The 18,328-nt window shown below is 69.4% G+C and carries 16 protein-coding genes; 9 read left to right on the forward strand and 7 right to left on the reverse strand.

The features are described 5' to 3' along the window. The first annotated feature begins 77 nt into the window (after positions 1 to 77). The 5 genes from ASF51_RS06995 (at position 78) to pip (ending at position 5,099) form a co-directional block, all read left to right on the forward strand. The gene (locus ASF51_RS06995) at positions 78 to 1,004 is read left to right on the forward strand and encodes an ABC transporter ATP-binding protein (RefSeq protein ID WP_055928090.1); all 927 of its coding nucleotides are present in this window, start codon (positions 78 to 80) and stop codon (positions 1,002 to 1,004) included. Next, on the forward strand, positions 1,001 to 1,825 hold the full coding sequence (locus ASF51_RS07000; protein WP_055926816.1) for an ABC transporter permease subunit: 825 nt from the start codon (positions 1,001 to 1,003) through the stop codon (positions 1,823 to 1,825). Before ASF51_RS06995 ends, ASF51_RS07000 begins: the two co-directional genes overlap by 4 nt. Before the next feature lie 5 nt (positions 1,826 to 1,830). After that, the gene (locus ASF51_RS07005) at positions 1,831 to 3,270 is read left to right on the forward strand and encodes a histidine kinase (RefSeq protein ID WP_162236929.1); all 1,440 of its coding nucleotides are present in this window, start codon (positions 1,831 to 1,833) and stop codon (positions 3,268 to 3,270) included. Next, positions 3,267 to 3,977, forward strand: a complete 711-nt coding sequence (locus ASF51_RS07010; RefSeq protein WP_055926818.1) for a response regulator transcription factor — start codon at positions 3,267 to 3,269, stop codon at positions 3,975 to 3,977. The genes ASF51_RS07005 and ASF51_RS07010 overlap by 4 nt, the downstream gene beginning before the upstream one ends. Before the next feature lie 162 nt (positions 3,978 to 4,139). Further along, positions 4,140 to 5,099 carry a prolyl aminopeptidase gene (pip, locus tag ASF51_RS07015; protein ID WP_055926820.1) on the forward strand — a complete coding sequence of 320 codons (960 nt, stop codon included), beginning with the start codon at positions 4,140 to 4,142 and terminating at the stop codon, positions 5,097 to 5,099. A 174-nt stretch (positions 5,100 to 5,273) separates the two neighbouring features. On the opposite strand, the gene ASF51_RS07020 is transcribed toward pip, so the two are convergent. Both ASF51_RS07020 and ASF51_RS07025 read right to left on the reverse strand, forming a co-directional pair. Next, positions 5,274 to 6,575, reverse strand: coding sequence for a hypothetical protein (locus ASF51_RS07020; protein ID WP_157412037.1), 1,302 nt, complete (start codon positions 6,573 to 6,575; stop codon positions 5,274 to 5,276). A gap of 132 nt (positions 6,576 to 6,707) precedes the next feature. Continuing rightward, positions 6,708 to 8,207, reverse strand: a complete 1,500-nt coding sequence (locus ASF51_RS07025; protein ID WP_055926823.1) for an HNH endonuclease signature motif containing protein — start codon at positions 8,205 to 8,207, stop codon at positions 6,708 to 6,710. Between the two features lie 316 nt (positions 8,208 to 8,523). On the opposite strand from ASF51_RS07025, the gene ASF51_RS07030 reads away from it, so the two are divergent. The 4 genes from ASF51_RS07030 to mtnB are packed head-to-tail and all read left to right on the forward strand — an operon-like array spanning position 8,524 to position 12,210. Beyond that, the gene (locus ASF51_RS07030) at positions 8,524 to 9,612 is read left to right on the forward strand and encodes a hypothetical protein (RefSeq protein ID WP_200926096.1); all 1,089 of its coding nucleotides are present in this window, start codon (positions 8,524 to 8,526) and stop codon (positions 9,610 to 9,612) included. After that, entirely contained in the window at positions 9,609 to 10,835 is a 1,227-nt protein-coding gene (locus ASF51_RS07035) for a phosphotransferase (RefSeq protein WP_055926827.1), read from the forward strand. The genes ASF51_RS07030 and ASF51_RS07035 overlap by 4 nt, the downstream gene beginning before the upstream one ends. Further along, positions 10,832 to 11,560: an acireductone synthase gene (gene mtnC / locus ASF51_RS07040; protein ID WP_055926829.1), complete on the forward strand. Its 729-nt coding sequence runs from the start codon at positions 10,832 to 10,834 to the stop codon at positions 11,558 to 11,560. The genes ASF51_RS07035 and mtnC overlap by 4 nt, the downstream gene beginning before the upstream one ends. Beyond that, positions 11,557 to 12,210, forward strand: a complete 654-nt coding sequence (gene mtnB, locus ASF51_RS07045; protein ID WP_082479611.1) for a methylthioribulose 1-phosphate dehydratase — start codon at positions 11,557 to 11,559, stop codon at positions 12,208 to 12,210. Before mtnC ends, mtnB begins: the two co-directional genes overlap by 4 nt. Positions 12,211 to 12,231: 21 nt before the next feature. Here mtnB and ASF51_RS07050 read toward each other — a convergent pair whose 3' ends face one another. The 5 genes from ASF51_RS07050 to ASF51_RS07070 all read right to left on the reverse strand — a co-directional run bounded on the left by ASF51_RS07050 (position 12,232) and on the right by ASF51_RS07070 (position 18,158). Further along, positions 12,232 to 12,960 (reverse strand): M50 family metallopeptidase, encoded by a 729-nt coding sequence (locus ASF51_RS07050; protein ID WP_055926831.1) that lies wholly within the window; start codon positions 12,958 to 12,960, stop codon positions 12,232 to 12,234. A gap of 231 nt (positions 12,961 to 13,191) precedes the next feature. Further along, positions 13,192 to 14,421 (reverse strand): S-methyl-5-thioribose kinase, encoded by a 1,230-nt coding sequence (mtnK, locus tag ASF51_RS07055; protein ID WP_055926833.1) that lies wholly within the window; start codon positions 14,419 to 14,421, stop codon positions 13,192 to 13,194. A gap of 13 nt (positions 14,422 to 14,434) precedes the next feature. Further along, the gene (locus ASF51_RS07060) at positions 14,435 to 15,484 is read right to left on the reverse strand and encodes an ABC transporter permease (protein ID WP_055926835.1); all 1,050 of its coding nucleotides are present in this window, start codon (positions 15,482 to 15,484) and stop codon (positions 14,435 to 14,437) included. After that, the gene (locus tag ASF51_RS07065; RefSeq protein ID WP_235497158.1) at positions 15,481 to 17,073 is read right to left on the reverse strand and encodes a sugar ABC transporter ATP-binding protein; all 1,593 of its coding nucleotides are present in this window, start codon (positions 17,071 to 17,073) and stop codon (positions 15,481 to 15,483) included. Before ASF51_RS07065 ends, ASF51_RS07060 begins: the two co-directional genes overlap by 4 nt. Beyond that, positions 17,070 to 18,158 (reverse strand): substrate-binding domain-containing protein, encoded by a 1,089-nt coding sequence (locus ASF51_RS07070; RefSeq protein WP_200926097.1) that lies wholly within the window; start codon positions 18,156 to 18,158, stop codon positions 17,070 to 17,072. The genes ASF51_RS07065 and ASF51_RS07070 overlap by 4 nt, the downstream gene beginning before the upstream one ends. Positions 18,159 to 18,328 lie beyond the last annotated feature (170 nt).

The following is an 18,328-nucleotide window of genomic DNA, read 5'->3' on the forward strand; positions in this document are numbered from 1 at the left end:
TGGAGGAGGGTCGGCCTCCTCCACGTCTGCTTGTACACGAACACAGGCGTACAGACGTGAATCGACAGGAGATCGACATGATCGAAGCACAGTCCCTCACCAAGCGCTACGGCCAACGAACAGCGGTGGATGCCGCCACGTTCACGGTGCGGCCGGGCAAGGTCACGGGCCTCCTCGGCCCCAACGGCGCGGGCAAGTCCACCACGATGCGCATGATCGTGGGGCTCGACCGGCCCACGTCGGGCAGCGTTCGCGTGAATGGCCACTTCTACGCCGAGCACTCCGCCCCCCTTCACGAGGTCGGAGCCCTGCTCGACGCGAAGGCCATTCACTCGGGCCGCTCGGCTTACAACCACCTGCTCGCGCTCGGAGCCACCCACGGCATCGGAGCGGCCCGGGTGCGCGAGGTCATCGACCTCACCGGCCTGCAGGCCGTGGCCGGCAAGCGCGTGGGCGGGTTCTCGCTCGGCATGGGGCAGCGCCTCGGTATCGCCGCGGCCCTGCTCGGCGACCCGCAGACCCTCATCCTCGACGAGCCCATCAACGGTCTCGACCCCGAGGGCGTGCTGTGGGTGCGTGGACTGCTGAAGCACCTCGCCTCCGAGGGGCGTACCGTGCTGCTGTCGAGCCACCTCATGAGCGAGATGGCCATGACCGCCGACCACATCATCGTCTTCGGCCGGGGCCGCGTCATCGCAGACGCCCCGGTCGCCGACGTCGTCGGCCAGGGCGCGGTCACGTCCGTGCGCGTCTCGAGCCCCCAGGCGGCCGAGCTCGCCCGGCTGCTCGCCGCTCCGGATGTGCAGGTCACCTCCGCGAGCGGGTCGACGCTCGACGTGGCCGGCGTCTCGGCGGCGACCATCGGCGGCATCGCCGCATCCAATGGTCTCGTGCTGCACGAGCTGACCACCGTCACCGGCTCGCTCGAAGAGGCCTACCTGCGCCTCACCGCCGACGAAGTCGAATATCACACCCAGTCCGTCACCCCGGAGGTCGTCCGATGAGTACCCTTGCCCAACCCGCCCTCGCCCGCTCGAGCCACATCGACGCGTCGAACCGGGGGCTCAGCGCCACCGGCATCGTGCGCAGCGAGTGGATCAAGCTGCGCAGCCTGCGATCGACCTGGTGGTCGTTCTCGATCATCGTTCTGATCCAGGTGAGCATCGCGGTGCTCTTCGCGCTCACCACCAGCCCGATGGCGACCGAGCCGACGACCCAGCAGGTGACCCAGGCCGCCGTGAGCATCTCGACGCTCGGGGTGCTGTTCAGCCAGCTCGTGATCGCGGTGCTCGGCGTGCTCGTCATCAGCGGCGAGTACTCCACGGGTCAGATCCGTTCGTCGTTCATGGCCGTGCCCAACAGGCTCCCCGTGCTCGCCGCCAAGGCGCTAGTGTTCGCGGTCGCGACCTTCGTGGTGGCGCTCGTCGCCATCGTGATCAGCTACGTCGTCACCATGCCGATCCTCGCCGGCAACGGCGTCGACGCAGCACCACTGGAGCCGAGCCTCTGGCTGTCGTTCTTCGGAGCCGCGGGCTACCTCGTGTTCATCGGGCTGATCTCGCTCGGCATCGGCGCGGCACTGCGCTCGACCGCGGGCGGAATCGCCGCGAGCCTCGGACTACTGCTCGTGGTTCCCACCATCTTCCAGTTGATCCCCGCCGAGTGGGCCGGGGTCGTGGCGAGCTGGCTGCCCGGAACGGCGGGCCAGAGCCTCTATTACACGGGCTCGACCTTCGAGCCGTGGCAGGCGCTGCTGGTTATGCTCGGATGGGTGGCGGTGACCCTGATTCCCGCGGCCGTTCTGATGAAGCGAAGGGACGCGTAGCTCTCGTGTCGACCGATCCAGCCATGGTGCCCCCGGCCCAGGCTGGATCGTCGCGCGTCATGAGGCCGCGCAGGGCCGAGGACTACGATCCCCAGGGGCTGGGCCTCCCGAAGCCGCCCGGCTTCATCCGCACGTTCTTCCGACGCAATCCGTGGATCATCGACGCCGTTCTCATGGGGGTGTTCTACTACGCCTCGATCGGCTCGGTGGTGGCCTCGTCGAGTCAGGTGCCGCTGCCGGCGACTCTGGTGTCGGCCCTTCTGTCGCTCGGCACCACCGCCGCGATCCTGTTCCGCCGCTTCATCCCCCGGATCCTGGCCGCCGTCTCGTGCGCCCTGATGCTGGCCGTGTTCCCCGGGAACACGGGCTCCTCCGTCGGCGGCATAGCCCTGGTCATCGCTCTCTACGCGCTCGCGGTCTACCGATCGGCGCGATCCGCGTGGCTCTGGACCATCATCGGAACCGCCGCCGCCACCCTCGGTGCGCTCGTCGGCGGCGTGCTCGATGTGGCCGTGCTGCTGGTCGCTTTCTTCGGCTACGGCATGATCTTCGTGATCGCCACCCTCATCGGCATCACGGTGGGCAACCGGGCCCGGTACATGGATGCGCTCCTCGCCCGCGCGGCCCAACTCGCCCGCGAGCGAGACGCGCAGGCGCAGCTCGCCACGGCATCCGAACGAGCGCGTATCGCCCGCGAGATGCACGACATCGTCGCCCACAGCCTCACCGTGATGATCGCGCTGGCCGACGGCGCGACGCGTGCCGCCACGAGCGACCCCGGCAGGGCCATGGATGCGATGGCGCACGTCTCCGAGATCGGCCGCACGTCGTTGACCGACATGCGCCGGGTGCTCGGCGTGCTCACCGAGGCCTCGGGCGACCAGCCCGCCGGGGAGTCGTCGGCCGCCGTCCCGCTGGCGCCGCAGCCCACCTTCGACGAACTGCGTCCCCTCGTCGACTCGTACCGCGCCGCGGGGCTGCCGATCACCCTGACCGTGTCAGGCGCCGTGCCCGACGACTCGGTGGCCCAGCTCACCGTGTTCAGGGTCGTGCAGGAGGCTCTGACGAACGCGCTGCGCTACGCCCGCATGCCGTCGCGGGTCGAGGCGGTCGTCGACTTCACGACTCCGGGTCTGACCGAGGTGACCGTCCGCGACGACGGGCTCGCGCAGGCGGCCGGTGGCTCGGCCGCCGGTACGGCCGGGGGTTCGGCCGGCGGTTCGGCCGCCGGTTCGGCCGGAGGCTCGGCCGGCGCCGCGGCGATGTCCGCCTCGATCGGCTCCGGCCGCGGGCTCATCGGCATGCGCGAGCGCGTCGCCCTCTACGGCGGCACCGTCGAGGCCGGGCCGGTCGAACCGCGCGGCTGGCGAGTGCACGCACGCATCCCCTCGGCTGTATCGCAATCGACCACCTCGCCTTCCCACCCAGAGAGCCCGGCCACATGACCTTCGCCCCCGATTCCGCCGCCCCCGTCGATCACCCGACCGTGCGCATCCTGCTCGTCGATGACCAGGCCCTGCTGCGTGTGGGTATGCGCATGGTGCTGGAGTCGGAGCCCGGGTTCGAGGTGGTGGGCGAGGCGGGTGACGGTCGTGACGCCATTCGGCAGGCGCGCAGCCTGCGGCCCGATGTGATCCTCATGGATGTGCGCATGCCCGTGCTCGACGGCATCGAGGCGACGCGCGAGATCGTGCGGGAGCAGCCGGCGAGCCGCATCATCATCCTCACCACGTTCGACCTCGACGAGTACGCGTTCGCGGGCCTGCGCGCGGGTGCGAGCGGCTTTCTGCTGAAAGACGCGCGGCCTGCAGAGCTCACCTCGGCGATCCGGGCCGTCGCCTCCGGAGATGCGGCCGTGTCGGCACGCATCACCCGAGAGCTGCTTACGATGTTCGGCGACAGCCTTCCGGATGCGCCGGGCGGGGCCGCGCAGGCGGCGTCGGCTTCTCGGCTGGCCGTGCTCACCGAACGCGAGCTCGAGGTGCTCACCGCGATCGGCGAGGGGCTGTCGAACATGGAGATCGCCGCGCGCTTCGTGCTGTCGGAGTCGACGGTGAAGACGCACGTGGGCCGCATCCTGCAGAAGCTCGAGCTGCGCGACCGGGTGCAGGCCGTGATCCTCGCCTACGAGACGGGCCTCGTGGGGCGCTAGCGCGAACGCCCGTCGTTCCCTGAGCTTGTCCACCGTTCCCTGAGGTTGTCCGCCGTTCCCTCCTTGCCCCTGTCCGCCGTTCCCTGAGCTTGTCGAAGGGCAGCCCTTCGACAAGCTCAGGGAACGACGAGCTCAGGGAACGGGTTCCCTAAGATCGAGAGCATGCGCACCCTCTACCCCGACATCGAGCCCTTCGACTCCGGCCTCCTCGAGGTGGGCGACGGGCAGTCGATCTACTGGGAGACCTCCGGAAACCCCGACGGCAAGCCCGTGGTGTTCCTGCACGGAGGTCCTGGCGCCGGCTCGAGCCCCGCCCACCGGCGCCTCTTCGATCCCCGCCGCTACCTCATCGTCGTGCTCGACCAGCGCGGGTGCGGACGCAGCCTGCCGCACGCCAGCGACGCCTCCTTCGATCTCGCAGCGAACACCACCTGGCACCTCGTGGACGACCTCGAACGACTGCGCGAGCACCTCGGAGTCGATCGCTGGCAGGTGTTCGGCGGCTCGTGGGGCAGCACCCTCGCGCTCGCGTACGCCGAGACGCACCCCGATCGCGTGACCGAGCTCGTGCTGCGCGGGATCTTCACGCTCCGTCGTTCCGAACTGGCCTGGTTCTACGAGGGAGCAGGGGCCAACGAGGTACTGCCCGATCTCTGGCCAGGCTTCCTCGCGCCGGTGCCGGTCGAGGAGCGGGGCGCGCTCATCCAGGCGTACCACCGGCTGCTCAACGACCCCGACCCGGCCGTGCACGGGCCGGCGGCCGTCGCGTGGGCGACGTGGGAGGCATCCGCCATCACCCTGCTGCCGCGACCCGAACTGGTCGCTGCGTTCGCCGACCCCACCTACGCGCTCGCGTTCGCGCGCATCGAGAACCACTACTTCGTGAACGAGGGCTGGATGGAGGACGGCCAGCTCCTCGCCCGCGCCGGTGTGCTGCGCGAGATTCCGACCGTGATCGTGCAGGGCCGCTACGACCTGTGCACTCCGGCCGTCACCGCCTGGGATCTGCACAGGGCCTTGCCCGAGGCCGAGTTCCGCCTCATTCCCGACGCGGGCCACGCCTTCGACGAGCCGGGAATCCTCGACGCGCTGATCGAGGCGACGGACCGCTTCGCTGCGTGATTCGCCCCGTTCGTTGAGCCTGTAGAAACGCCCCGTTCGTTGAGCCTGTCGAAACGCCGCGTCCGCTTCGCTCTGTGAGCCGCCGCGTTCGTTGAGCTTGTCGAAACGCCCTTCGACGGGCTCCCCTTCGACAAGCTCAGGGAACGGGCTTCGACGGGCTCCCCTTCGACAGGCTCAGGGAGCGGGAGCGGGAGCGTCGTCGTCGACGAAGCCGCCGATGGCCTGCTGCAGGGCTTTCGCGAACGCGTGCGCCCGGTCAGGCTCGACGGCATAGCGGATGCCACCGGTCGCGACGGGCGACTCGGCCAGCGCTCCCGAGGCGGCGAGTTCGCCCAGCACCGCGATCGTGCGCTCGGAGGCGTACTCGTTCGACAGCCGGTGCACCTCTTCCGAGAGCTCCTCATCATCGTCGCCGAACAGTCCCTCGTCGTCGGGGTCGTCGTGGTCGGGCCGCGCGTCGTCGAACACGAGGTTGAGTGCGTCGACGGATGCTCCGGGCAGCAGCTCGGGCGACAGGGCGACGCAGAGCTGGCCGATGACCCGGATCGTGACCTCCGACCCCAGCTCGGTGTCGGCATCCAGCTCTTTGGTGAGCCACCACGTGAGGTAGTGGCGGATGAACGCCACGCGCAGCTCGAGTGCCGTGTCGCCGTCGGCGCTGTCGGTGCTGTCGGCGTCGAGGGCGTCGAGGCCATCGACGCCCGGCCCCGGTCGCAGTGCGGATCCCTCGGTCGTGACGATGCGGGTCTCGTGGAGGGCGTACCACCAGGCCGAGAGCGGCTGCGAGTCCCACATGCTGCCCCCGGGAACCTGACGATGCTCGGGCAGGCCGAGCATGGAGGTCGCGACCGGGATGTCGGCCGTGCGAAGCGCTCCGGTCGCCGTGAGGGTCTTTTCGGCACCGATCCAGTCGAGGAATGGAGCGATCGCGGAGATCGGTGCCCAGCGATCGAGGGATGCGAGCTGCGCATCGACCGGGGCGGCCTGCACGGTTTCGAGGCTCTCGACCAGAAGTGTGAAGAAGCCCGACGCTGCTCCGCCCTCGTCGCCCATCAGCTCGTGCACGATCTCGGAGCTCTCCTCGAGCTCGGCCGTCGTGCCCGTCCACCGTTCGGTCTCGATGAGGAAGTCGAGCAGGTGGTCGAGCACCTCGACAACTGATGCGCCTTCCCAGATGGGATCGTCGAGTTCTGTGTCGTCGGCCTCGTCGAAGTGGTCGAGCAGGGCGTCGAGGGTGTCGGGCACCGGATGCGCGAGGGTGCGCTTGCCGGGAAGGGCGGCGGTGATCGAGGCGGTGCGGGAGAAGGAGGCGAGCATGGCCTCGGGCGTGGGGTGGTCGTCGAGCCCCTCCGCGTGCGTCTTGTACCAGCTGCCGAACGCGAGGGTCAGGGCCGAGATCGCTGTGGGGGAGGTGCCGACGGAGCGGGACACCCCGGTGCGCTTCTTCGCGCTCGATCGCTTCTTGCTCGTGGGCATGTGCTGCTCTCCATCGGTGATCGTGTGGGGTCGTTCCATCGTAGGGCGGGGGAGGAAAAGGGCCAGGATCGACAACTGCAACATCGTTCCCTGAGCCTGTCGATGGGCCCTGAGCCTGTGGAATGCCCCGCTTCACCACGGTCGGCCCGTTCGCCGCTGGTCGGTCGGTCGTGGTGTTCGCTGGCGGTCGAGCCAGGCGGGCGGCCTGACATGCGGTGTGCCGTGGATCATCTCGAGTTGCCACGCAGATGTGTGAATCGTGGAGTGATGGAACGGACAGAGCAACGCCAGATTGCCGATGTCGGTGCGCCCGGCAAGAAAGGAGTCGCTCACCCACGGGGTGACGTGGTGGGCCTGACATAGTGACGGCGGAGCGGTGCATCCCGGCATCACGCAGCCGCCGTCTCGGGCGGCGAGGGCTCTGCGTTGTCGTCGGGAGGCCAATCGGTGGGTCTTTCCGTGCTTCAGGATCTCGCCGTGGTCTCCGAACAGGGTGGCGATGATGTCGCCGTCGCAGCGGAGTTGGTGCACGGCGCTGATCGGGATCGGTTCAATGCTGCCATCGATCCATCCCACTCCACGGCCCGATTCGAGGTCGGCCAGCGTGACATGAACGTTCACCGTGGGGGCCGACCCATTGAGACGAGATGCGGCCGGGGATGCTGCAGCCATGTCGATGAGAGTCATGACCGCGTCGAGAAGCTTCTGCTCTGCAGTTCGCGGGTCGACTGCGGCGTCGGCGTCTGAGATCGATGTTCCGAGCTCGCCATCCCGACCAGCATCCGGAGCTGTCGACTCTGAACCAGTGCGAGGTTCTGTGGGGTCGGGCGTGCGCGGGCTGAGAATCGAGTCGACCGCGGCCAGGAACACGCCCAGTTGCAGTGGCGGCAGGGCATACCTGCCGCGGGCCATGCCGTCGGCTCCGACTTTCGGGTGACTGAAGCCGCGTAGTGACTGCTTCACGGCGTCTCGGGGTTCTGCTCCGTCGGGGTCGAGGTGCTCGCGGATGCGGAACGCCAGCCGAGTGATCTCCTCGACCGTGTACAGCCTCGGCGCCCTCGCCAGCGCATCCACGTCGGAATCGGACGCCGCGTCAGTGTCAGCGCCGCCGACGGTGGCGATCGCGGCCTCGACCAAGTGTCTCTCTGCCTGGTCGGTGGCGTCTGACCAGCCGGTGCGGTTCACGACCTCGGAGAGGGTGCGGCAGATCGCCGCAGCCGTATCGACGCCGAGGTCGCCCGCGAAGAACGCGGACTCGACCACGGGGAAGAAACTCGGATTCGGGGTACCTGAGATGGAGACGGACGAACGGATTCGTTGGCCAAAGGCGATACGCGACCCTGCCGTGCGCTCGGAGATGTTCGTTGTGGCCGCGAGCAGTTTCTTCGCCGAGCAGAACCCGTGTCGGTAGGCGAGGCCCGAGGTGTCGAGTTCGCGGCGGGACTGGTGCGCGATCTCTGCGGCGATCCAGGTGCGGGCGGCGTCGCCGGCCTGGCCGATGGCCTCCCAGTCGTGGGCCGTCTCGAGCAGCGCGTCACCGGAGCCGTCTGCGCCGACCGCCGCACGGTCGTCGTCAAGGAGCTGCCTGAGGCGCGCGGCGATGTCGCCGAGAGATGCGTCGAGGAGGTCCATACGAGAAGTCAAACAGTAGCCACCGACATTGGGTCGATTCGTCCATTTCAGGTTTGATCAGGGATTTGCCCTGTGGATGGAGCGACAAAACTGGCGCCTGTGGAGGAAAGGAGCGAGGTCGAGATGGCTGCCCTTCGACAAGCTCAGGGAGCGGGGTGGTCTCGATACGGCCGCAGGCGGCCTACTCGATCGGCGCAGGACAGGGGTGGTCTCGACCGTCGCGGAACGGGGGTGCCCTTCGACAAGCTCAGGGAGCGGGGTCGCGACCGGCACGGGTATCCTCGATGGGGGCTTTCCCCTGAGGCTAGGAGCGCGTGTGACCCACATCGATGAGCCGAGGCGCGCCGGGGCCAGGCAGCCCGTGGCGACGCTCGACGACTCCGTGCGCCTCGTCAGCGACGAGCGCTCGGGCGCGCATGCCGTGCTCATCCTCGATCGCCGCGTCTTTCCCGAGCACACCGAGTGGGTGCGGGCGGAGACGCCCCTCGAGGTCGCCGAGGCGATCCGCGCGATGGTCACGCAGAGCTCCGGCCCCCTCTACGCCGCGTACGCCGGTCTCGAACTGGCCGCCCTGCAGGCCCGCGGCCTCACGGTCGACGCGGCACGCGCATCCATGGCCGCCGCAGGCCACGCTCTCGCCACGGCCCGGCCCACCAACGGACACCCCCGCGAGGCCGTCGATCTTGTGCTGCACGCGATCGAAGCCGCGACAAACACGACCGAGCTCGTCGAACGAGCCAGAGACACCGTGCGGGACGGCCTCGACGAATACCACGCGCGCAGCCGCCGCCTCGCCCGGCACACGGTCGCGCTGCTGCCCGATGGCGCGACCATCCTGACGCACTGCTGGATGGACTCCTATCTGATCGAGCTCGTCGGCGCCGCGAACGAGGCCGGCAAGCACTACGACTGGGTCGCCACCGAGACGCGCCCCTACCTGCAGGGCGCCCGACTCACCGCCCACACGCTGCGCGAGCTCGGCCAGAACGTCACCCTCATCACCGACGGAATGGGTGCAGCGGCCCTCGCGCCGGGCTCCTCGCTCGGCCCGATCGACGCCCTCGTAACCGCCGCCGATCGGGTCAGTCTCGACGGCAGCATCGCCAACAAGGTCGGAACCCTCGGCCTGGCGATCGCCGCGAACGCCTTCGACGTTCCGTTCTACGCGCTGGTGCAGACGCCGGATGCGACGCTCGCGTCGGGCGCGGACATCGTGATCGAGGACCGCGACCCGGCCGAGGTGCTGTCGACGCTGGGAACGCGCACCGCATCCGGTCTCGTGACAGACGCGTGGTACCCGGCCTTCGACGTGACGCCGCCGCGCTTCGTCACCCGCATCGTCACCGACCGCGGCGACTTTGCCCCCGGCAGCGTCGCCGACTACTTCGCCGGAGAGAACTCGTGACCTTCGACTACGCCCTGCTCACGAATCGCGACGAGGTCGTGGGCTACCTCTCTCACGTCGGTCTGCTCGGCTCGCTCGCCGGCGACCCTGCCGACGTGACCGTGCGCGAGGTGACCGCCGGCAACATGAACCGCGTGTTCATCGCGGCGGGTCCCCTCGGCAGCGTCGCCGTGAAGCAGGCGCCGCCGTTCGTGCAGGCAGCCGGGCCCGAGTGGCCCATCGACCCGGCGCGCATCGGCGCCGAGGCGCGGGCGTACGAGCTGCTGGGTCGGCTGGTTCCGGATGCGGTGCCCTCGATCGTGCACGTCGACCTCGACCGCTTCGTGATGGTCATGGAGGACCTGTCGGCCCTCGAGGTGCTTCGCGACGAACTCGTGCGCCAGGTGCAGGATGCGACGGCCGGCAAGCCGGTCGCCTACATCGACTACGGCGCGGTCGGCGACGTGGTGGGCCGCTTCGTGGGCGAGCTCAGCCTCGCCACGAGCGTGCAGGTTCTCGGCGCCTTGGCTCACGCCGAGCTCGTCGCCGACTCCGCCAACGCCGAGCTCTGCCGGCTGACCACCGAGGTGGTGCTCGACGAGCCGTTCCGCGCTCACGAGCACAATTGGTGGCATCCGTCGCTTGTCGAGCGCGTCGCCGCCCTCTATGAAGACGCTGAGGTGCAGGCCGGCCTGGCGCTCGTGCGCGACCGCTTCGAGAACGCCTCCCAGGCCCTGCTGCACGGAGACCTGCACTCGGGATCGGTCATGATCGGAACGACGCCCGAGAAGACCCAGAAGGTCACCGTCTTCGACCCGGAGTTCAGCTTCGTGGGGCCGATCGGTCTCGATCTCGGGCTGTTCTGGTCGAATCTCGCCATCGCATCCCTCGCCGCTCGCGCCGCCGGCCACGAGGGCCTCGCCGCCGCCCGCGAAGACGCGATCGCGGCGAGCTGGCAGGCCTTCGTCGACGTCTGGGACGACGACGACTCGGCCTCGTTCGACGACGATTTTCTCGAGAGCGTGCGCTCGGATGCCTGGCGCTTCGCCGGCGTCGAGGCCATGCGCCGCGTGGCCGGCTGGTCGCACGCCGCCGACCTCGAGAGCCTGCCATCCGGCGCCGCGCCCGCCGCCCAGCGCGCCGTCTTCGACGCGGCCCGGCACTGGATCGTGACCGGAACAGCCACGCCCCTCACCCTGACCGACGACCCGACCCCGCCCGAGAACCCAGGAGCAACACCGTGACCGACACCGCATCCCTCTCGCTGACCGCGCGCACCCTCGTGGTCGACCTCGAGGGCACCACGAGTGCCGCCGGGTTCATTCTGGGCGACCTCTACGACTACGCGCGCCCCCGCCTGCAGAGCTGGCTCGACGCGCACGCGAACGACGCCGCCGTCGCCGAGGCGCGCGCCCAGGCCATCGCCGACGCCGGACTGCCGTCGGGCGCCGACACGGAGCAGGTCGTCGGCGTGCTGCACGACTGGATGGCGCAGGACGTGAAGGCCACCCCGCTCAAGACGCTGCAGGGTCAGATCTGGGCCGAGGGCTTCCGCCGCGGCGAGATCAACTCGCATTTCTTCGACGACGTGATTCCGCGTCTGCGCGCCTGGCACGCGAACGGCGTCGAGATCGCGGTCTTCTCGTCGGGCTCGGTCACCTCGCAGGTGCCGTGGTTCCGGCACTCGCCGGACGGCGACCTCACGCCCCTGATCACCGACTACTTCGACACCGTGAACGCCGGCCCCAAGAAGGTGGCGTCTTCGTACGACACCATCGCGGCACGTCTCGGAGCGGAGCCGGGCGACCTCGTCTTCTTCACAGACAACCCCGACGAGGTGCGCGCCGCCCAGAACGCCGGATGGCAGGTGGTCGCCTTCTCGCGCGAGGGCGAGCCGTTCTTCGGCGCCGACTTCGGCACCGCCCCCGTGGTCTCGTCGTTCGAGCACGTCGAGGTCACGGCGCCATGAGCGTCTTCGACGACGGGCCCGTGACGGCCGAGGTGCTCTCGCGAGCGGGTGCTTCGCTTGCAGCCGAGAGTGCGCGCTTCGCCGCGCGAGGGTGGATGCCCGGAACGGCCGGCAACCTGTCCGTCACGCTGGGGCGCGACCCGCTTCGCCTGGCGGTCACGGCATCCGGTCTCGACAAGGGCGAACTGACGCCGGCCGATATCGTGGTCGTCGACGCCGATGGCATGGGCGTGCTCGGCGAGGGCGGATCGGAGCAGCGGCCCTCTGCTGAGGCCGGCCTGCACGCGCGGATCGCCGCGCTCACGGGGGCGGGAGCCGTCATCCACGTGCACGCGCTCGCGGCGGTGACCGCGGGGCACCACTGGCCCGAGGGCGTCGTGCTGCGCGACCTGGAGATGCTGAAGGGCATCGGGCACTCGGCACACGGCGAGACGGTGACGATTCCCGTCATCTCCAACGGACAGGACATGACTGTGCTCGGCGACGCGCTCGAAGCGCTCTACGTGCGACCCGCCCCGGGAGAGAACGATGTGCCCGCCCTGATCGTGGCCGACCACGGCATCTACGCCTGGGGCCGAGACCTGCGCCAGGCGCGCTGGCACCTCGAGCTCACCGAGGCGCTGCTGCAGATCGCACTCGCCAGGCGGTAGTCGCCGCGACCTGGAGTCGGCTCAGCCCGCGATGCTCGGAAGGGGCGTCAGGCCGAGGAAGGCACCGGCGACGACGGCGCAGCCCAACGCGACGACCAGGAACACCCCGACCCACACGATGCCCGGTATGTGGGTGAGGCGTGCGAGCTGGTCGGCATCCGAGTTGCGGGCGCGGCCGCCGCGTCGTACCCGCTGCAGCTCTATCGTGGCCCGCAACGCGCCCAGCAGCATGAACGCTACGACCGCGGTGGCGACGAAAGCACGCCAGCGCTCGTCGAGCAGCCACGTCGCGGCGAAGACGAGTGCGCCCGAGACGAGAACGCTCCACAGGCCGAACCAGTTGCGCACCTGCACGAGCACCAGCACGAGGGCCGCCAGCAGCGCCCACAGCATGCCGGTCGCGTAGCCGGCCCCGAGCATCCACGATGCGCCGAGCCCGAGAATCGCGGGAGCCGTGTAGCCGGCGAGCAGAGTGGCGATCATCGCGGGTCCGCGAGGTCGGCCGCGGCTGACGGTGACCCCCGAGGTGTCCGAGTGAAGCCGGATGCCCGACAGCTTCCGCCCGGTCAGGGTCGCGACGAGCGCGTGGCCGGCCTCGTGCGCGATGGTCACCGCGTGACGCGCGAGCCGCCAGGTCGGAGGAAAGAGTACGACAGCTGCCGCGACGGCGATGGCTATCCAGCTCTCCGCTGCGGGGAGGGCGGGCTGCTGGGACGTCACGCGCTCCCAGAACGCGAGCAGTGCATCCACCCCGACGAGCCTAGGCGACGGGGCTGTGCAGGCCCTCGGTGTGCGACGGGCTCCGCCGCGCATCGACTCGACGCACATGCACCCTCAATACCGATCTTCGATGCATACGCGCCGAGTCGATCACGCGTGCGGGATCCACTCGGCGGAAAAGCACAGTCATCGGTCGGGGAAGGTGCTTGTGCGCCGAGTCGATGTGCTCTGCCCTTCGACAGAGGTCAGCGGCGCCGCCGCTCAGAACTCGAAGCGGGTGACCGTGGAGGCGAGGATCGCGGCGGTCTCGGCCGACAGCGCCTCGACCGTGTCGAGTGCCCGGCGCTCGAGGACGAGTGCCCGGCCGGCGCGCAGCACACCGCGGGCCGCGCCCTCGCGCAGCACGGGGTCGAGCGTCTCGATGTCGCTGGCCTTGGCGAAGCCGATGATGCGCCGGATCGCCTTCGCCCCCGCGTAGACGGCGGCGTCCTGCCGGAACTCCGCGAGTAGTGACTCGAGCACCTCGTCGCCCCAGACGCGCGGGTCGAGCCGCGACGGCCACAGCGACCGGAACTCGGCCTCGAAGGCATTCCACAGCGACGCAGGCAGCGCGAGTATCTCGGACGCTCGATCGGGCGAGCCCAGCGCCAGCGCCCTGGCTGCCGCGATCACGAAGTTGCCCCAGAGCGCACCGAGGTCGAAGCCGGTGGGCCCGAAGAAGCCGAACTCGCTGTCGAAGGCACGAACAGAAGCGGAGACCCCGTCGGACGCGTCTCGCACGAAGACCGATCCCGTGTGGAGGTCGCCGTGGATCAGCGACTGCGCGCTCGTCATGAACCGGTACTTGGCGATGCCGATCTCGGTCAGCAGCGCTCGGTCCGCTCGGAGGGCGGATACGTCGGGCTCATTCGCCGGCAGCACGACGTTGTGCGGGTGGTCGATGTAGGGCTCCGTGAACACCAGGTCTTCGGTGATCTGGCACAGCTCGGGGTTGATCGACGCCGCGGCCAGCCTCTTCTGCTCGAGCGGATCGAGCCCGAAGACCGAGGTATGAAAAGCGGTGCGCGCGATGTATCGCCCGATCTCCGCCGCCGCGAACCCGTGCACCCGAGCCTCGTTCAGCTCTCCGCGCCAGACGGCATGGTCGCTCAGGTCCTCGATGGCGAGCACGTAATTCGCGGAATCGAAGTCGTACAGCGCGGGCACGTGTTCGGCATCGGCCGACTCGTGGGTTCGCAGCACGAGGGCCTCGCGGGCGCTGCGCTCGCGGGTCATCGGCCAGCTGGGGTCGGTGCGCACGTGCGGCAGCGACTGCTTCAGCACCAGCGACGAGCCGGAGTCGTCGTGCACGATGAACACCAGGTTCAGGTTTCCGTCGCCGACCTCGACCACGTCGAGCGGCCCGTCGGTGCGGATGCGCGCGGCGAGCGCGGGTCGCTGGGCCAGATAAGCGGCCACGGTGTCGACGGAGAGCTGGCTGAAATCGGTCATGACAACAAGTTTCTTATGACGAGGTGGTGCTGCCGGCGGTGACGACGGTGCGGCGGCGCGAGAACGTGAAGCTGAACAGCAGCGCGATGAGCAGCACGATTCCCTTGCCGAAGTCCTGCGCGTAGTAGGGCAGGCCCACCATGGTGAACCCGGTGACCATCACGGCGATCAGGATGGCGCCGAGCGCCGTTCCCCACGCGTTGGGCCGGCCGATGCCGAGAACCGAGACGCCCACGAGGGCCACCGCGACGGCATCCAGAAGCAGGGAGTTGCCGGCCGACACGTCGCCCTGGCCGATGCGTGCCCCGAGCAGCAGGCCAGCGATCGACGCGAGAAGGCCGCAGCCCATATAGGCGACGGTACGGTAGAGCTGAACCCGGATGCCGGCGAGCCGGGCGGCCTCGGCGTTCGCGCCGACCGCGTAGAGGGCGCGCCCCCAGCGTGTGCGCTCGAGGATGAACCAGAGCAGCGCCGTGATCACGACGAAGATGATCACCGGAATGGGCACAGGGCCGAGGCTGCCCCTGTCGAGCCACAGGTAGTCGGCGGTGAACTTGCCAGGCGCTGTCGATCCGTCGGAGAGCGACATCTGCGACGAGATCGACTTGCCGTCGACGATCAGCAGCTTGAGACCGACGATCACGAACGAGGTCGCGAGGGTGGCGAGGAGGTCGGGGATGCGGGCGACGACGATGAGGAACGCGTTGAGCCCGCCGATGAGGAGGCCGCCGAGCAGCACGACGCCGATCGCGACGACGCCGACCTGGTTGCCGATCACCATCGTCCAGGCGGCGATCGACACGGCGAAGCCGGCCGAGGCGCCCACAGAGAGGTCGATGCCTCCGACGGTGATCGCGAGCATCACGCCGAGGCCGGCGATGGCCGTGGGGGCGATGAACTTGAGCATGCCGAACACGTTGTCGACGGTGCGGAAGTTGGGTTCGGTGATCACGAAGAATGCGATGAGGGCGACCGTCACCCCGATGAAGCCCCAGCGCACGACGAAGGCGGCCCCGCGCTCGGCGAGCGACGTGGTCTTGGAGGCGAGGGGAGCGCTGGTCATTTCGGGTGTCCTTCGTCGTGCGTGCTGCGCTGGTCTCGGGTGCGGGCGCCGAGGAAGGCCCCGACGATGCTCGCCCTGTCGGTCTCGTCGGCGTAGGCGTCGAGCTCGACGACCCCCGCCACGAGAACGATGATGCGGTCGGCCACCTCGAGGATCTCGTCGACGTCGCTCGAGAGCACGATGGCCCCGGCGTCGCCTGTCGCGACGAGCTCCTTGAGCCTGTCGCCGATCTCGCGCCTGGCCGAGATGTCCACCCCGCGGAACGGTTCGTCGAGAAGAGCGAGGCGCGGGCTCGCCGAGAGCCACCGGCCCACGACCACCTTCTGCTGGTTGCCGCCGGAGAGGTCGTCGATCGACGCGTTCGGCCCCGAGGTGACGACGCCGAGCGAGTCGATCACCTCTCGAGCACGCGACGTCTCGCGTGACGTGCGGAGGGTGCCGAGCGCCGACGAGATCTTGAGGAACGGGATGGAGATGTTGTGGGCGACCGACCAGCCGGGCAGCAGGGCCTGCCGCTGGCGGTCTTCGGGAACCAGCACGACGCCGCTGCGCAGCGCGTCGGACGGCCGCTTCGGCGCGTAGGGCTCGCCGTCGAGCTCGAGGCTTCCGGATGCCGGGCGCGCGAGCCCCGCGAGAAGCTCGGCCAGCTCGGATTTGCCGGCCCCGATGAGTCCGAGGATTCCGAGCACCTCGCCGGTGCGCACCTCGAGGTCGAGAGGAGCCGCGGCCGGAAGGAGGGGGACGCCGTTCACCCGGGCGACCACGCCCTGGCCGCGGCGGACATCCACCCGCGTCTGTTCGAGTTCGGTCGCGCGACCCAGCATGTCGTGCAGGATCTCGTGCCAGGCGAAGGGCCGCTCGGAGCTGTGCTGCACGAGCCCGTCGCGCAGAACGACCACGCGGTCGGCCAGGGCCTCGATCTCACCGAAGCGGTGCGACACGTAGACGATGGAGAGGCCCGTGTCGCGCAGCGCGCGCAGAACGTCGAAAAGGCGGTCGGCCTCGGCGGCGGTGAGGGCCGAGGTCGGCTCGTCGAGGATTAGGAGGCGGGGCGTACCCCGAAGCGCGCGGGCGAGAACGAGCAGCTGGGCGTCGGAGATGCTGAGCCGGGCCGCGTCCTGCGCGAGCAGGGAGTCGGGCCAGTCGAGGCCCAGGGTGGCGAGGGCCGCGCGGGCGTCGAGAAACGACTGCTTCGTGTTGCGGAGCGGGTGACGCGAGGCGTTCGCGAGGTCGTCGAGCACAACGTTCTCGGCGATCGAGAGGCCGGGAACGATGCCGTCGGCGACCTTCTGGTGCACCGTCGAGATGCCGTGGGCCTTCGCGAGAACGGGTGAGGAGAGGTGCAGAACGGTTCCGTCGACCGCGATGTCGCCGGAGTATCGGGGGTTGGCGCCCGAGAGCGCCTTGATGAGCGTGGACTTGCCCGCGCCGTTCGCTCCGAGGAGCGCGGTGATGCGGCCGGGGAAGAAGTCGAGCGTCACATCGGTGAGCACGACGTTCGAGCCGTAGGCCACGGAGACGCCCGAAAGGGAGACGACCGGCGACAGCGTCGCCAGCTCGCCTCCCTCGGGGATGGACGAATCGATCACGAGTTGGCGGGAAGCCAGTCTGCCGTGACCTGGTCGGAGAGGTCGAGGCTCGGCTCCTTCTCGCGCAGCGAGGTGACGTTGTCGATGGAGTTCTCGGTGAGGAACGACTGCGTGATCGTCTTGGCCGGGAACTGCACGTCGTCTTCGTCGAGCTGGCCGGCGAGCTTCAGGGCGAGCGAGCGGACCACGGCGGCGCCGACGGCGGAGGGGTCGGTGGCCGAGGTGGCGACCCAGGGGCTGCCGTCGGCCGTGATGACCTCGATGTCGGCGTTCGAGATGTCGATGCCGTAGACCTTGACCTTCGAGCCGAGGTTGTTCTGGTTGACCGCCTGAACGACACCCTTCGTGATCTCGTCGTAGGGGGCGAAGATGGCCTGCACGTCGGGGTTCTGCTTGAGCGCGGCGTCGACGAGCGGGATGTTGTCGGTCGCGGTCGACTCCGAGACCTTGCCGGTCGAGAACACCACGTCGAGCTTGTGGTCGGCGACGTACTGCTTCCACACGACGTCGCGGCGGTCGAGGGCCGCATAGCCGGTGGCCGAGACGTAGCCGACCTTGGCGCCGTCTCCGACATCGTCGATGAGCTGGTCGAGAACGCCCGAGGCCATCGATTCGTCGGACTGCGAGGTCGTGACCACGCCGGTCGCATCGGTCAGGGCGAGGTCGTAGACGACCACGGGGATTCCGGCGTCGACCGCTTTCGTGATGAGCGGCTGCAGGGTGTCGGTGTTGCCGTGGTCGACGATGATCGCGTCGGGCTTGGATGCGATGGCCTGCTCGAGGTCGCTGGCCTGCTTCGCGTTGTCGTTCCGGGCATCCGAGACCGTGAGGTCGATGTTGGCGGCCTTGGCCTGGGTCGCGGCTCCCGCGCCCCACGCCTCGAAGTAGTCGCCTGCTCCGGACTGGCGCACGAGGGCGACCTTCACCGGGTCGCCGTCGAACGGCGCGGGCAGTGCGGCGGATGCCGTGGCCGGTGCGTCCGTCGAGGCCTCCGAGGTGGTTCCGTTCGACTGGGCGCAGGCCGACAGTGCGAGCACGGTCGTCGCGGCGAGCACGAGTAGGGGGATGCGGCGCGTGATGGCCATGGTTTCTCCTGGAGGCGCTGAGATGATGCGATCGGGTCGGGTGGGTCGAGCGGGTCGGACCGGGGTGCAGCCGGGCCGGAGTGCGATGGTGAGATTCAACCAGCAACGCCTGTGCGCTCTGCTCCGTATGACTTCGTATTACTTCCGTGGCGACGCCCGTGGCCGGATCG

Source organism: Agreia sp. Leaf283 (assembly GCF_001422485.1).
Lineage (GTDB): Bacteria > Actinomycetota > Actinomycetes > Actinomycetales > Microbacteriaceae > Agreia.

Bases quoted from the DNA above. Each gene is read 5' to 3' on its own strand.
- ASF51_RS06995 (WP_055928090.1), top strand. From the start codon at position 78: ATGATCGAAGCACAGTCCCTCACCAAGCGCTACGGCCAACGAACAGCG.
- ASF51_RS07000 (WP_055926816.1), top strand. From the start codon at position 1,001: ATGAGTACCCTTGCCCAACCCGCCCTCGCCCGCTCGAGCCACATCGAC.
- ASF51_RS07010 (WP_055926818.1), top strand. From the start codon at position 3,267: ATGACCTTCGCCCCCGATTCCGCCGCCCCCGTCGATCACCCGACCGTG.
- pip (WP_055926820.1), top strand. From the start codon at position 4,140: ATGCGCACCCTCTACCCCGACATCGAGCCCTTCGACTCCGGCCTCCTC.
- ASF51_RS07020 (WP_157412037.1), bottom strand. From the start codon at position 6,575: ATGCCCACGAGCAAGAAGCGATCGAGCGCGAAGAAGCGCACCGGGGTG.
- ASF51_RS07025 (WP_055926823.1), bottom strand. From the start codon at position 8,207: ATGGACCTCCTCGACGCATCTCTCGGCGACATCGCCGCGCGCCTCAGG.
- mtnB (WP_082479611.1), top strand. From the start codon at position 11,557: ATGAGCGTCTTCGACGACGGGCCCGTGACGGCCGAGGTGCTCTCGCGA.
- mtnK (WP_055926833.1), bottom strand. From the start codon at position 14,421: ATGACCGATTTCAGCCAGCTCTCCGTCGACACCGTGGCCGCTTATCTG.
- ASF51_RS07060 (WP_055926835.1), bottom strand. From the start codon at position 15,484: ATGACCAGCGCTCCCCTCGCCTCCAAGACCACGTCGCTCGCCGAGCGC.
- ASF51_RS07070 (WP_200926097.1), bottom strand. From the start codon at position 18,158: ATGGCCATCACGCGCCGCATCCCCCTACTCGTGCTCGCCGCGACGACC.